Source organism: Pseudomonas sp. BNK-7 (genome assembly GCF_048072025.1).
GTDB classification, from domain to species: Bacteria; Pseudomonadota; Gammaproteobacteria; order Pseudomonadales; family Pseudomonadaceae; genus Aquipseudomonas; species Aquipseudomonas danubii.
The window spans coordinates 1,000,107-1,012,515 of record NZ_CP182252.1 but is presented as its reverse complement, the minus strand read 5'-3'; the positions used below and the strand labels follow the sequence as shown (position 1 = coordinate 1,012,515).

Genomic DNA, 12,409 nt, shown 5'->3' with positions numbered 1-12,409 from the left:
TTTGTCATGCACAGACGTCAATTGCTCAACCTGCTGTTGGCCGGCACGGCCCTGATGTTGCCCTGGGCTGTTTCTGCCGCGCAGATCCGTAATGCGCGGCTGTGGAAAGACGCCGACAAGCTGCGGCTGGTGCTCGATCTGAGTGGCCCGGTGCAGTACAAGACCTTCACTCTGAGCGCACCGGAGCGCTTGATCATCGATTTGAACGGCGCTCGCCTGAGTGGCGATTTCAGTCAGTTGCCCCTGGCCCGTACGGTGATCCGCGCGATCCGCTCCGGGCATTTTGGCCAGGGCGATACACGGATCGTCCTCGACCTGAATGAGCCGGTGCAGCTCAACAGTTTTCTCCTGCCGCCCCAGGATGGGCAGGGCCACCGACTGGTGCTGGACCTGTCTGCGGCCGGCAAGGTGCCGTTGCAGATCGCCGCGGCCGCTGCGCCCCTGGCCCAGCCCGAGGCGTCGCCGGGCAAGCCTCATCCCAAGCGCGACATCATCGTGGTGGTGGACCCTGGCCACGGTGGCAAGGACCCCGGCGCCGTGGGGGCCAAGGGTGAGCGAGAGAAGGATGTGGTGCTGTCCATCGCCCGGTTGCTGGCCAAGCGGCTCAAGCGCGAGAAGGGCTTTGCCGTGAAGCTGGTGCGCAACGACGACTTCTTCGTGCCGCTGCGCAAGCGGGTGGAGATCGCCCGCAAGCACAAGGCCGACATGTTCATCTCGGTGCACGCCGATGCGGCACCGCGCCTTAGCGCCTCCGGTGCCTCGGTGTATGCCTTGTCCGAAGGCGGGGCGACTTCGGCCACTGCGCGCTTCATGGCCCAGCGGGAAAACGATGCCGACTTGCTGGGGGCCAGCAGCCTGCTCAATCTCAAGGACAAGGACCCGATGCTGGCAGGGGTGATTCTCGACATGTCGATGAACGCCACTATTGCCGCCAGCCTGCAGCTAGGGGGCACGGTGCTGGACAGCCTGTCGGGGATCACCACCCTGCACCAGAAGCGCGTGGAACAGGCCGGCTTCGCGGTGCTCAAGTCGCCGGACGTGCCATCGATCCTGGTGGAAACCGGCTTCATCTCCAATCGCCGCGACAGCCAGCAACTGGTCACCACGCGGCATCAGCAGGCGATTGCCGACGGCCTGTTCCAGGGTTTGCAGCGCTACTTCGAAAAGAACCCGCCGGCCAACAGCTATCTGGCCTGGCTCCAGGAAACAAAGAACAGCCGCACCGTGTAGGAGCCGGCTAAGAGGCCGTTGGATTGTGCGTCGCCCTGACGGTCGCGTTCGCTGGCAAGCCAGCTCCTACAGCCACCAGCGCCTGCACCTGGCGCGCTGTGGGTGCGGCTAGCAACCGCTGATGCGGCTGCAGGTGAACTTGGCGCTGCTGCCGCCAGAACTGGAGAAGCGATTGCGGGTGGTCCAGCCCACGCGCTGGCTGTAGCCCACCCAGGCTTCACCATCGGAGGCCAGGCCGGTGAAGAAGGTCAGTTGCCCGTAGCGACTGTTGGTCTGCGCCCAGTAGCGTTTGCCGATCACCTCGAACCCGCGCAAGTAAGTCGTGCTGCCCGCCGTGGCGACGCTGTAGGCGTTGCCCAAGGGATCGACGCAGGCCAGCAGGGTGGCGCTGCGGGTGCAGGTGGCCAAGGTACTGGGCACGGCGGCTGTGGCGTGGCCGGCCAGCAGCATCAGGCTTGAAAGCAGGGTGGGCAGGACAAGGCGCATGGCAGTTCTCGTGGCGACAGGGGCGCAGCATTGCGCCCTTCGTCGTGGTCGGCAAGGGAGTATTGGCTAATCTGCATTGTTATAATATAACATAAAATAAAGCCTGACCCGTGACCCCCGCCATGACTGAACAAGAGCTCCTCGCCGAACCCTCGGCGCATTACATGAACGACGCCCAGCAGGGCTTCTTCCGCGATCTGCTGCTGGCCCAGCGCAGCGAATTGCAGGAGCGCATTGCCGCTGAGTTCGACCAACTGCGCGAGCAGGAACCCCACAGCGACCCCGCCGACATCGGCAGCGCCGAAGAGCAGCGGCAATGGCAACTGCGCCTGCTGGAGCGGGAAAAGAAGCTCCTGGACAAGATCGACGAGGCCCTGGAGCGCCTGGCCCGCGGCGAGTACGGCTGGTGCCGCGACACCGGCGAGCCCATCGGCCTGCAGCGCCTGCTGCTGCGGCCCACCGCCACCTTGTGTATCGAAGCCAAAGAACGCCAAGAGCTGCGCGAACGCCACCAGCGGGCGCTTTGACCCAGCCGCGAACCTGATGAGGAACCCCCATGACCGAGCGTCTTCCCGTTACCGTGCTGTCCGGCTTTCTTGGCGCGGGCAAAAGCACCCTGCTCAATCACGTCCTGCGCAACCGCGACAACCTGCGGGTAGCGGTGATCGTCAACGACATGAGCGAAATCAACATCGACGGCAGCGAGGTGCAGCGCGATGTCAGCCTCAACCGCGCTGAAGAGAAGCTGGTGGAGATGAGCAACGGCTGCATCTGCTGCACCCTGCGCGAAGACCTGCTGGAGGAAGTGGGCAAGCTGGCCCGCGACGGGCGCTTCGACTACCTGCTGATCGAGTCCACCGGGATCTCCGAGCCGCTGCCGGTGGCAGAAACCTTCACCTTTCGCGATGAGGCCGGGCAGAGCCTGGCGGACATCGCCCGCCTCGACACCATGGTGACTGTGGTCGATGGCATGAACTTCCTGCTGGATTACCAGGCGGCGGAAAGCCTCGCCAGTCGCGGTGAAACCCTGGGCGAGGAAGACGAGCGTTCGATCACCGACCTGCTGATCGAGCAGGTGGAGTTTGCCGACGTGATCCTGGTCAGCAAGATCGACCTGATCAGCAGCGCCGAGCGCCAGGAGCTGATGGCGATCCTGGCGCGGCTCAACGCCCAGGCAGAGATCATCCCCATGGTCATGGGCCAGGTGCCCTTGGCCAAGATCCTCAATACCGGGCGCTTCGACTTTGAACGCGCGGCCCAGGCGCCGGGCTGGCTGCAGGAGTTGCGCGGCGAGCACGTACCGGAAACCCAGGAGTACGGAATTGCTTCAACCGCCTATCGGGCGCGGCGCCCCTTTCATCCGCAGCGCTTCTTCAACTTCATCAACCGGCCCTGGGTCAACGGCAAGCTGCTGCGCTCCAAAGGCTTCTTCTGGCTGGCCAGCAAGTACCAGGAAGCGGGCAGCTGGTCCCAGGCCGGTGGCTTGATGCGCCACGGTTTTGCCGGGCGCTGGTGGCGCTTCGTGCCCAAGCAGCAATGGCCCCAGGACGAGGAAAGCATGGCGGCGATCCTGCACAACTGGACCCCGGCCACGGGCGACTGTCGCCAGGAGCTGGTGTTCATCGGCCAGAACATCGACTTCACCCGGCTCTGTGCCGAGCTCGACCTGTGCCTGCTGGATGACGATGAAATGGCCCTGGGTGTCGAGGGCTGGAGCCTGATGACCGACCCTTTCGGTGCCTGGCATGAAGAGGAGGCGGCCTGATGCTGACCCTGAGTTCTCCGGTGACTCCACTGAGCATTCCATTGGCGGCCAGGAGCTTGCTGCTGCCTTGTGCGGTGCCGCTGGTTTCCCGGCGCGCGGCCATTGGCCCGACCCCGGCGGTCCTGGCCGAGGTGCTGGACGATGAGGTCAACCTCGGCCTCTGGCAGCGCCAGTTGCCGGCGCACATCGAGGACTTCGGCCCGTTGCTGTTGTCCCTCAACGAGCCCTTGGCCGAGTCCCTGTCCCTGGAACTGCCGGATGAGGATTGCCCACCGAACCTGCGGGGCCTGGCCTCGCGCTTCAGCGACTTGCACGGTTATGACGGCTTTATCGCCGACGTTTCCTGGCTGGTCAGCGCCTTTGCCTGCCTGTTGGGCGCCAAGCGCGTGGGCTTGCGCTTGCGGGTGCTGGACAAGGCCATGTGCCCGCGCTTTCACGTCGACCATGTGCCCGTGCGCCTGATCACCACCTATGCCGGGATTGGCAGCCAGTGGTTGCGCGAGGGGGCGATGGACCGTCGACAACTGGGACAGGCCAGTGCTGAACCCCGAGACCCGGCGCTGATCCAGCAGATCGGCAGCGGTGAAGTGGCGCTGTTCAAGGGCGAGAAGTGGCACGGCAACGAAGGTTTCGGCCTGATCCACCGCTCGCCGCAACTAGCGTCGGGGGAGCGCCGGCTGATCCTTACCCTTGATTGGCTGGGTTGAGCCAGGCGTGTAGCCGCTGCCGAGCCTGCGAGGCTGCGCCAAGGTCCGCAGGACCTTCAGTGCGCTCAAGAACGGCGTCTGCTGCGGCGTCGTTCTTGAGCGCGCGGATTTTCGCCCTGCACGGGAAGGGCGTAGCATCACCTCACAGGCTTTCCGGACCCCCTTGCCATGCTGCAGAACATTCCTACCCATGTGATCGCCGGCCCCCTGGGGGCCGGCAAGACCAGCCTGATCCGTCATCTGCTGAGCCAGCGCCCGGCCCATGAGCGCTGGGCGGTGCTGATCAATGAGTTCGGCCAGATCGGCCTGGACGCGGCCTTGCTGACTCGGGATGACGATGGCATCGCCCTCGGCGAAGTGGCCGGCGGCTGTCTGTGCTGCGTCAACGGCGCACCGTTTCAGGTGGGCTTGGGGCGTCTGCTGCGCAAGGCCAAGCCGGATCGTCTGTTCATCGAGCCTTCTGGCCTCGGTCACCCGGCGCAATTGCTCAAGCAACTGAGCGTCGCGCCCTGGCAAGGGGTGCTGGCGTTGCAGCCCTGTGTGCTGGTGCTCGACGCCCAGGCCCTGGCGGCCGGCAAGCCGCTGCCCCAGGCCCAGCAGGACGCCCTGTCCAGCGCCGGCCTGTTGGTGTTGAACAAGGACGAACTGCTTAGCGACAGCGATCGGCTGCGGGTGCTGGAGCAGTTGCCGGACCTGCCCTTGTTCTGGACGCGCCACGCCGCCTTGCCCCTGGCCGAGCTACCGGGCCTGGAGGTCAGCGCCGGGGCGACGCTGGAGCACCTGGATGTTCCCCAGGGCCTGGCACAGTTACCGGCGGTGTGGAGCGATCCGGCGTTGCCGATCTGCCTCAGTCAGTCTCAGGAGGAGGGCTGGAGCATCGGCTGGCGCTGGCACCCGAGCCAGCAGTTCGACCTGACCCGGGTCGATCACTGGCTGCAGAACCTCGACTGGCGTCGGGCCAAACTGGTGATCCACAGCGATGAGGGCTGGCGCTCGGGCAATGGCTTGGATAATTCACCGCTGAACTGGCTGCCCAGCGAATGGCGACGGGATTCGCGCCTGGAGTTGATTTTCAGTGCCCCTCAGGACATGGCCGCCCTGCAAGCCAGCCTCAGCGCTTGCCGCCTGTAGGCGCAGGCTTGCCTGCGCCTCTCACGGCTTGAACTTGCGATGCTCTTCGCGCCACTGACTCAGCTCGATCACCTCGGCGCTGGGCAACGGCTCTTTCACTTCGAATGGATAGGGTGCCAGCTCGATGTGCGCGCTGTGGGCTCCGAACTGAGTGATGGTTCCGGCGTGGCGGGTTTCGCCAGTCACGGTGAATTCGAAGTTGTAGATTCGCGCCAGGCGCCGACGGCCGTTGGCGTCCTTGACCAAACCGATGCGCTTGAGCGCGACGTTGCCGTCCAGCAGCTCGATGTCGAGCCGTGCACAGTGCTGCTTGACCCGCGCCAGCGCCCGTTCCCGCAGGCCGTGGTTGTGCCATAGCCAGGCGGCGCCGGTCGCCAGCAGCATCAGCACAAAAATGTTTCCAAGGGTCAGCATGAAGGTTTGCTCCAACGAAGTGGCGTCAGCTTAACTGCGTCTCCGGTCTGTCGTACAGGCTGCGTTTAGTCGCATACTGCGCGGCTTGAATTCCACCGGTTTTATGGAAAATCCTGCATGAAACGTACGCCCCACCTGCTTGCGATCCAGTCCCATGTGGTTTTCGGCCACGCCGGTAACAGTGCTGCGGTGTTTCCCATGCAGCGGGTCGGGGTGAATGTCTGGCCCCTGAATACCGTACAGTTCTCCAACCACACTCAGTATGGTCACTGGGCCGGAGAAGTGTTGGCGCCCCAGCAGATTCCCGAGCTGGTGGAAGGTATCGCCGCCATCGGCGAGTTGGGCAACTGCGATGCGATTCTCTCCGGTTACCTGGGCAGCGCGGCCCAGGGCCGGGCGATTCTCAGTGGCGTGGCGCGGATCAAGGCGACCAACCCCAAGGCCTTGTACCTGTGCGACCCGGTGATGGGCCATCCGGAGAAGGGCTGCAGCGTGCCGGCGGAAGTCAGCGACTTTCTGCTGGATGAAGCGGTGGCCATGGCGGATTTTCTCTGCCCCAACCAGCTGGAACTGGACAGCTTCTGCGGGCGCAAGCCGCAATCGTTGTTCGATTGCCTGGGCATGGCCCGCTCGCTGCTGGAGAAGGGCCCCAAGGCGGTGCTGGTCAAGCACCTGGACTACCCGGGCAAGTTGGCGGAAGGCTTCGAGATGCTGCTGGTGACCGCCGAGGGCAGCTGGCACCTGCGGCGTCCGCTGCTGGCGTTCCCACGCCAACCGGTGGGAGTGGGCGACCTGACGTCGGGTCTGTTCCTGGCCCGGGTGCTGTTGGGTGACAGCCTAGTAGCGGCGTTCGAATTCACCGCCGCGGCGGTGCATGAAGTGCTGCTGGAAACCCAGGCCTGCGCCAGCTACGAGCTGGAGCTGGTGCGGGCCCAGGATCGCATCGCCCATCCGCGGGTGCGGTTCGAGGCCACGCCGATCGGCTTCTGATGGCGACCGGCGTTCAGTGACTCAGGCCTGCTCGGAGAATTGCACCGTCGGCGCCGGCTGACGGAAGCCCCGGGTGTGTACGCCCAGGTACGCCAGGCCCAAGGCGAACCAGGCCAGGCCAATCCCCAGGGTCAGGGCCGAGAGGCTGGTCCACAGCCAGACGATCAGGCCGAAGCCGATCAACGGCAGCAGGCCGTACTGCAGCAGTCGCGCCCCCGTGCGCGGCTGCCCCTGTCCCAGGTGACTCTTGATCACCGCCAGGTTGACCACCGAGAACGCCACCAGCGCGCCGAAGCTGATCATCGACGCCAGGGTGGTGAGGTCGATGACTACTGCCAGCAAGGACACCAGCGACACCAGGACAATGGCGATCACCGGGGTCTTGTAGCGCTCGGACAGGGTGCCGAACACTCGCCGTGGCAAGATGCCGTCGCGGCCCATGCTGAACAGGATGCGCGACACCGAGGCCTGTGACGCCAGGGCCGAACCGGCAGCGCCAGCGACATAGGTGGCAGTGAAGAACATCTCCAGGAAACGTCCGCCGGCGTGCAGCATCACCTCGCTGGCTGCTGAATCGGCGTCCTTGAAGCTGCTGCCGGGGAAGGCCAGCTGGCTGGTCATGGCCAACAGGATGAACAGCAGGCCCGCGCCCAGGGTGGTGATGACAATGGCCCGGGGAATGTCCCGGCGTGGGTCGCGGGTTTCCTCGGCCAGGGTCGATACCGCGTCAAAGCCGAGGAACGACAGGCACAGCACCGCTGCTCCGGCCATTAATGGCAACAGTCCGCTCTGGCTGCCGTCGCCGACCCAGGGCGCGCTCAGGTCCAGGCTCTCGGCCCCGGCCAACTGGCGAATCACCAGGGCCACGAACACCACCACGAACACCATCTGCGCGCAGACGATCAGGTTGCTCATGCTCGATACCGAACCGATGCCGCGAATGTTCAGCAGCGTCACCAGGCTGATGGTCGCCACCACAAAGACCCAGGCTGGCACGGCGGGAAAGGCCAGGTTGAGAAACAGGCCGATCACCAGGTAGTTGATCATTGGTAGAAACAGGTAATCCAGCAGCAGCGACCAGCCGGCAAGAAAGCCGATGCCCGGTCCGAAACTGAGGCTGGCGTAGGAATAGGCCGAGCCGGCAATCGGGTACTTCCTGACCATGACGCTGTAGGACAGGGCGGTGAAGAGCATGGCCAACAGGGTGATCACGTACGCGGCGGCGGTACGCCCGCCGGTGATCTGGGTGACCACGCCGTAGGTGGTGAAGACGGTCAGCGGGACCATGTACACCAGGCCGAAGAACACCAGGGCCGGCAGCCCGAGGATGCGGCGCAGGGAGGTGCCCTGGGCACTGTGGGTGAAATCGCTGGGGGCGAGGGTGGGATTGTCGGAGAGAGTATTGGCGCTGGGCATTGTTATTGTTCTCACGCGTTCGTGGGTTCGAAGGCTCCCCAAACGGGGAGTGCGCTTGTGCCTTGCCCAACGATTCTGGCAGCGGTGCCCCTGGGGCATAACTCTCTATGTGGTCAAAAAGGGATGGATGTGGCCATTCGGGATGACCGCAGAAGACTGCCTGGAGCAGCGGAGGGAGAGGGGGCGAGTGCGCAAGGCTTTGCAGGGGCGTGGCGAGTGGACCGTCCGTGGTCCTGCTGAATCAGCGTATCTGTCTGAGGATCAAGGGCCGTCGGCCTTGATTTCCTGGTAGCGCTTTTCCAGCTCCTGGCGGATCTGCCGACGCTGCTGGGCCTGGATATAGCGGCGCTTGCCGTCGGCGGTCTCGGGCTGCAGCGGTGGCACCTGGGCCGGTTTGCGTTGGTCGTCCACCGCCACCATGGTGAAGAAGCAGCTGTTGGTGTGGCGCACCGAGCGCTCGCGGATGTTCTCGGTCACCACCTTGATACCCACCTCCATGGAGGTGTTGCCGGTGTAGTTGACCGAGGCCAGGAAGGTCACCAGTTCGCCGACATGCACCGGCTCGCGGAAGATCACCTGGTCCACCGACAAGGTCACTACGTAGCGGCCGGCATAACGGCTGGCGCAGGCATAGGCGACTTCGTCGAGGTACTTGAGCAGGGTGCCGCCGTGGACATTGCCAGAGAAATTGGCCATGTCAGGGGTCATCAATACCGTCATCGACAGCTGGGCGTTTCCGGGTTCCATAGCACACTCACGGTTCAAGGCAGGGGTTGCTGGAGCACCTCTGCGGGTGCTGGTTTCAAGGATTTTCAAACCATCGATAACGGGACGCCGGGCCGCGTCGTGCCGTCACGCTCCGGTGGATCTGTTTCCTAATATTGCATCGCCTTTCTGCCAGAAGTCCCGGTGTTAACCTGAAAAACACCCGTTCCAGGGCTTTTTCCGCTCATATTTTGGATATTTCTTTGTACTGATCAGATTTTTCTTTTTAGGCGATCTGCGCCGCCCAGCGTTCAAGGAGAACCCCGTCCATGCATGCCATCAGCTTCATTCAGGACTTGGCCGTGATCATGCTGGTCGCAGGTGTAGTGACCATTCTCTTTCATCGATTCAAGCAACCTGTGGTGCTGGGCTACATCGTCGCTGGCTTCATCATCGGTCCCCACACACCGCCGTTCGGCCTGATCCACGACGAACAGACCATCAAGACCCTGGCCGAGCTTGGGGTGATTTTCCTGATGTTCTGCCTGGGGCTGGAATTCAGCCTGCGCAAGCTGTTCAAGGTGGGCGCCACGGCGTTTATCGCGGCGTTCCTGGAAATCGTCCTGATGATCTGGATCGGCTACGAGATCGGTCGCTGGTTCGATTGGAGCACCATGGATTCGCTGTTCCTCGGAGCGATCCTGGCCATTTCCTCCACCACCATCATCGTCAAGGCGCTCAACGACCTGAAGATGAAGAACGAGCGCTTCGCCCAGCTGATCTTCGGTGTGTTGATCGTCGAAGACATTCTCGGCATCGGCATCATCGCCTTGCTGTCGAGTATTGCGGTCAGTGGCACCGTGAGTTCCGGCGATGTGTTCTCCACCGTCGGCAAGCTTTCGCTGTTCATGATCGTGGCGCTGGTGATCGGCATTCTGCTGGTGCCGCGCCTCTTGGCCTACGTGGCCAGGTTCGACAGCAACGAGATGCTGCTGATCACGGTGCTGGGGCTGTGCTTCGGCTTCTGCCTGCTGGTGGTGAAGCTGGAGTACAGCATGGTCCTGGGCGCCTTCCTGATTGGCGCGATCATGGCCGAGTCCCGTCAGTTGCTGAAGATCGAACGGCTGATCGAGCCGGTTCGTGACCTGTTCAGTGCCATCTTCTTTGTCGCCATCGGTCTGATGATCGACCCGCAGATCCTTCTGCAATACGCCTGGCCCATCGCCGTGATCAGCGTGGCAGTGGTGCTGGGCAAGATGCTGTCCTGCGGCATGGGCGCCTTTATCGCGGGTAACGATGGACGGACCTCGTTGCGAGTCGGGATGGGCCTGTCACAGATTGGCGAATTTTCGTTCATCATCGCCGCCCTGGGCATGACCCTGCAGGTCACCAGCGATTTTCTCTATCCGGTCGCGGTTGCCGTGTCGGCGATCACCACCTTGCTCACGCCTTATCTGATTCGCGCGGCCGATCCTTTGTCGCACAAGCTGGCTGGAGTCCTGCCTCAACGCCTGAGCCGGGTGCTGGGCATGTATGGGGAGTGGTTGCGCAGTATCCAGCCTCAGGGGGAGGGCGCATTGCTGGCGTCGATGATCCGCAAGATCCTGCTGCAAGTGGGGGTGAATCTGGCGCTGGTGGTGGCGATCTTCTTTTCCGGCGGCTATTTCGCCAAGCGCATCGGCACTTATCTGGAGGAATGGGTCAGTGATCCTAGCTGGCAGAAGGCGCTGATCTGGGGCGCAGCGTTGCTGCTGTCCCTGCCATTCCTGATTGCCGCCTACCGCAAGCTCAAGGCGCTGTCGATGCTGCTGGCGGAGATGGGGGTCAAGGCGGAAATGGCCGGGCGTCATACCCAGCGAGTGCGTCGGGTGATCGCCGAGGTGATTCCGATCCTGTCGCTACTGGTGATCTTTCTGCTGTTGGCGGCGCTGTCGTCGAGCATCCTGCCGACCCTGGAGTTGCTGGTACTGATTGCCGTGGTGGCGGCGGTGGTGGCCGCGGTGTTGTGGCGCTGGTTCATCCGCGTGCACACGCGGATGCAGGTGGCGCTGATCGAAACCCTCGATCACAGCAAGGACAACGGCGGACATTGACCTTGCCGCTCGCCAGCAGGGCGCTGGCGAGCCGGTTGCAACGGCGGGGGCTCAGCTTTCCAGCCAAACGTCCCGCGCCCAGTGCCACACCGATTCCCAGGACTCTTCGGTGATCAGCTCTTCTTCGCCGGACCACAGCACCACGGTGCCGTCTTCTTCGACGCAGTAGTAGTCGTCGCCGTCCTGGCAGATCGGGATCAGCTCACGAGGCACGCCCAGGTCCCAGGCGGTCGCGGCCACTTCCGGCAGGTAGGTGTGGGATTGCGGGTCGGTGACGGTGACCGGTTCCAGGCTGCCGTAAACCACGTCGCTGACCGTCAACAGGAACTCTTTGAAGACGAACGGGATATTGATGAACAGCTGTTCTTCAATTTCCACCAGTTGGTCTTCGTCCGGCAGTTCCAGGGGGACGGGTACCGGTTCGTTGGCTTCTCGGAGTTGTTCGATGACTTCTTCCACGGCCTGGGTCCTCTTTGCTCTATGGCGCGGTTGTTTGACGGCGGTTTATACAGTAGCTCGCTATAAGTGCAATCGTGAAATGCAAAACCCCGACCTGAGTCGGGGTTTTGCCTTACAGCTGTGACAGCAGAATGAATCAGCCGTTCTGGCGGATACCTGCCACCAGCCATGGCTGGTTGTCGCCCTGGGCGCGTTCCATGTTCCAGCTTTCGCTGAACACTTCGCCCTGGTCGAAGCGCGAGGTCTTCGATACACCGCTGAAGGTCAGGGTGGCGATGGTCTTGTCGGCACGGTCATCCACGCCTTCCAGCTGCACTTGCAGGTTGTCGATGTAGGTGGACTGGAAGCCGTCGCCCAGATCGGCACGTTCCTGTTTCAGGAACTGCAGCATCTGCGGGGTGACGAACTCGGCAATCTTGTCCATTTCGTTGGCGTCCCAGTGTTGCTGCAGGGACTGGAAGTGATTGCGCGCCGCTTCAATGAAGCGCTCTTCGTTGAACCAGGCCGGAGCGTTGATCACCGGGCGCGCGGCAGGGGCTGCCGAGCCACCGAAGATCGAACCGCCAGCCGGTTGCTGAGGCTCGAACGCTTCACGCTGCATCGGTGCGTGACCCGCTGGAGCGAACTGCTCCTGCTGCTTGCGACGGCGAGCGGCGATAAAGCGGAAGATCACAAAGGCGATGACCGCCATGATCAGGATGTCGAAGATCTGCATGCCCTGGAAGCCGTCACCCATGAACATGGAGGCCAGCAGGCCACCGGCTGCGATGCCGGCCAGAGGGCCGAGCCAGCGCGAAGCACCACCGGCCTTGGCCGCGGCACCTGCAGCTCCGGCTGCGCCAGCGGTGGCGGCAGCGGCAGGCGCGCCCGGAGTGGTTGGCGCCGCCTGGCGAGTCTGGTGGGTCGGGGCAGCGCCGGCGCTTTTGCCGCCGCCGAAGCGCTTGGCGTTGGCGTCGAGGCTCATCGTCAGGCCGATGCACAGCGCCATGGCGATGCTAAGAAAACGTTTCATA

General features: G+C 63.4%; 13 protein-coding genes. 7 read left to right on the top strand and 6 right to left on the bottom strand.

Annotated features, from left to right (window positions below; translation table 11 throughout):
• Positions 1 to 6: 6 nt before the first annotated feature.
• Complete coding sequence (locus tag ACMGF8_RS04740; protein ID WP_115581256.1) at positions 7 to 1,230, top strand: N-acetylmuramoyl-L-alanine amidase; 1,224 nt, start codon at positions 7 to 9, stop codon at positions 1,228 to 1,230.
• Positions 1,231 to 1,338: 108 nt separating this feature from the next.
• Here the strand turns inward: ACMGF8_RS04740 and ACMGF8_RS04735 are convergent, their stop codons facing one another.
• The gene (locus ACMGF8_RS04735; protein ID WP_102881365.1) at positions 1,339 to 1,716 is read right to left on the bottom strand and encodes a glutamine synthetase; all 378 of its coding nucleotides are present in this window, start codon (positions 1,714 to 1,716) and stop codon (positions 1,339 to 1,341) included.
• A gap of 122 nt (positions 1,717 to 1,838) precedes the next feature.
• On the opposite strand from ACMGF8_RS04735, the gene dksA reads away from it, so the two are divergent.
• The 4 genes from dksA (at position 1,839) to ACMGF8_RS04715 (ending at position 5,319) form a co-directional block, all read left to right on the top strand.
• Complete coding sequence (dksA, locus tag ACMGF8_RS04730) at positions 1,839 to 2,243, top strand: RNA polymerase-binding protein DksA (RefSeq protein ID WP_102862381.1); 405 nt, start codon at positions 1,839 to 1,841, stop codon at positions 2,241 to 2,243.
• 29 nt (positions 2,244 to 2,272) lie between these two features.
• On the top strand, positions 2,273 to 3,481 hold the full coding sequence (zigA, locus tag ACMGF8_RS04725) for a zinc metallochaperone GTPase ZigA (protein WP_102862380.1): 1,209 nt from the start codon (positions 2,273 to 2,275) through the stop codon (positions 3,479 to 3,481).
• On the top strand, positions 3,481 to 4,188 hold the full coding sequence (locus tag ACMGF8_RS04720; RefSeq protein WP_115581254.1) for a DUF1826 domain-containing protein: 708 nt from the start codon (positions 3,481 to 3,483) through the stop codon (positions 4,186 to 4,188). Before zigA ends, ACMGF8_RS04720 begins: the two co-directional genes overlap by 1 nt.
• A gap of 168 nt (positions 4,189 to 4,356) precedes the next feature.
• Positions 4,357 to 5,319 (top strand): CobW family GTP-binding protein, encoded by a 963-nt coding sequence (locus tag ACMGF8_RS04715; RefSeq protein ID WP_207166794.1) that lies wholly within the window; start codon positions 4,357 to 4,359, stop codon positions 5,317 to 5,319.
• A gap of 21 nt (positions 5,320 to 5,340) precedes the next feature.
• Here the strand turns inward: ACMGF8_RS04715 and ACMGF8_RS04710 are convergent, their stop codons facing one another.
• Positions 5,341 to 5,733 (bottom strand): DUF3301 domain-containing protein, encoded by a 393-nt coding sequence (locus ACMGF8_RS04710; RefSeq protein ID WP_102862377.1) that lies wholly within the window; start codon positions 5,731 to 5,733, stop codon positions 5,341 to 5,343.
• A gap of 117 nt (positions 5,734 to 5,850) precedes the next feature.
• Here ACMGF8_RS04710 and pdxY point away from each other — a divergent pair, with 117 nt between their 5' ends.
• Complete coding sequence (gene pdxY / locus ACMGF8_RS04705) at positions 5,851 to 6,723, top strand: pyridoxal kinase PdxY (RefSeq protein ID WP_102862376.1); 873 nt, start codon at positions 5,851 to 5,853, stop codon at positions 6,721 to 6,723.
• A 21-nt stretch (positions 6,724 to 6,744) separates the two neighbouring features.
• Here the strand turns inward: pdxY and ACMGF8_RS04700 are convergent, their stop codons facing one another.
• A complete protein-coding gene (locus ACMGF8_RS04700; RefSeq protein WP_102862375.1) occupies positions 6,745 to 8,139 on the bottom strand; it encodes an APC family permease in 1,395 nt (464 codons plus the stop codon).
• 261 nt (positions 8,140 to 8,400) lie between these two features.
• Positions 8,401 to 8,886 (bottom strand): acyl-CoA thioesterase, encoded by a 486-nt coding sequence (locus tag ACMGF8_RS04695; protein ID WP_102862374.1) that lies wholly within the window; start codon positions 8,884 to 8,886, stop codon positions 8,401 to 8,403.
• A 287-nt stretch (positions 8,887 to 9,173) separates the two neighbouring features.
• On the opposite strand from ACMGF8_RS04695, the gene ACMGF8_RS04690 reads away from it, so the two are divergent.
• Entirely contained in the window at positions 9,174 to 10,937 is a 1,764-nt protein-coding gene (locus ACMGF8_RS04690; RefSeq protein ID WP_102862373.1) for a cation:proton antiporter, read from the top strand.
• Positions 10,938 to 10,988: 51 nt separating this feature from the next.
• Here the strand turns inward: ACMGF8_RS04690 and ACMGF8_RS04685 are convergent, their stop codons facing one another.
• Together ACMGF8_RS04685 and ACMGF8_RS04680 are read right to left on the bottom strand one after the other, a co-directional pair.
• Positions 10,989 to 11,396: an SMI1/KNR4 family protein gene (locus ACMGF8_RS04685; RefSeq protein ID WP_102862372.1), complete on the bottom strand. Its 408-nt coding sequence runs from the start codon at positions 11,394 to 11,396 to the stop codon at positions 10,989 to 10,991.
• 136 nt (positions 11,397 to 11,532) lie between these two features.
• On the bottom strand, positions 11,533 to 12,408 hold the full coding sequence (locus ACMGF8_RS04680; RefSeq protein ID WP_102862371.1) for a Tim44 domain-containing protein: 876 nt from the start codon (positions 12,406 to 12,408) through the stop codon (positions 11,533 to 11,535).
• Between the last annotated feature and the right edge of the window lies 1 nt (position 12,409).

Bases quoted from the DNA above. Each gene is read 5' to 3' on its own strand.
- ACMGF8_RS04740 (WP_115581256.1), top strand. From the start codon at position 7: ATGCACAGACGTCAATTGCTCAACCTGCTGTTGGCCGGCACGGCCCTG.
- ACMGF8_RS04735 (WP_102881365.1), bottom strand. From the start codon at position 1,716: ATGCGCCTTGTCCTGCCCACCCTGCTTTCAAGCCTGATGCTGCTGGCC.
- dksA (WP_102862381.1), top strand. From the start codon at position 1,839: ATGACTGAACAAGAGCTCCTCGCCGAACCCTCGGCGCATTACATGAAC.
- zigA (WP_102862380.1), top strand. From the start codon at position 2,273: ATGACCGAGCGTCTTCCCGTTACCGTGCTGTCCGGCTTTCTTGGCGCG.
- ACMGF8_RS04720 (WP_115581254.1), top strand. From the start codon at position 3,481: ATGCTGACCCTGAGTTCTCCGGTGACTCCACTGAGCATTCCATTGGCG.
- ACMGF8_RS04715 (WP_207166794.1), top strand. From the start codon at position 4,357: ATGCTGCAGAACATTCCTACCCATGTGATCGCCGGCCCCCTGGGGGCC.
- ACMGF8_RS04710 (WP_102862377.1), bottom strand. From the start codon at position 5,733: ATGCTGACCCTTGGAAACATTTTTGTGCTGATGCTGCTGGCGACCGGC.
- pdxY (WP_102862376.1), top strand. From the start codon at position 5,851: ATGAAACGTACGCCCCACCTGCTTGCGATCCAGTCCCATGTGGTTTTC.
- ACMGF8_RS04700 (WP_102862375.1), bottom strand. From the start codon at position 8,139: ATGCCCAGCGCCAATACTCTCTCCGACAATCCCACCCTCGCCCCCAGC.
- ACMGF8_RS04695 (WP_102862374.1), bottom strand. From the start codon at position 8,886: ATGGAACCCGGAAACGCCCAGCTGTCGATGACGGTATTGATGACCCCT.
- ACMGF8_RS04690 (WP_102862373.1), top strand. From the start codon at position 9,174: ATGCATGCCATCAGCTTCATTCAGGACTTGGCCGTGATCATGCTGGTC.
- ACMGF8_RS04680 (WP_102862371.1), bottom strand. From the start codon at position 12,408: ATGAAACGTTTTCTTAGCATCGCCATGGCGCTGTGCATCGGCCTGACG.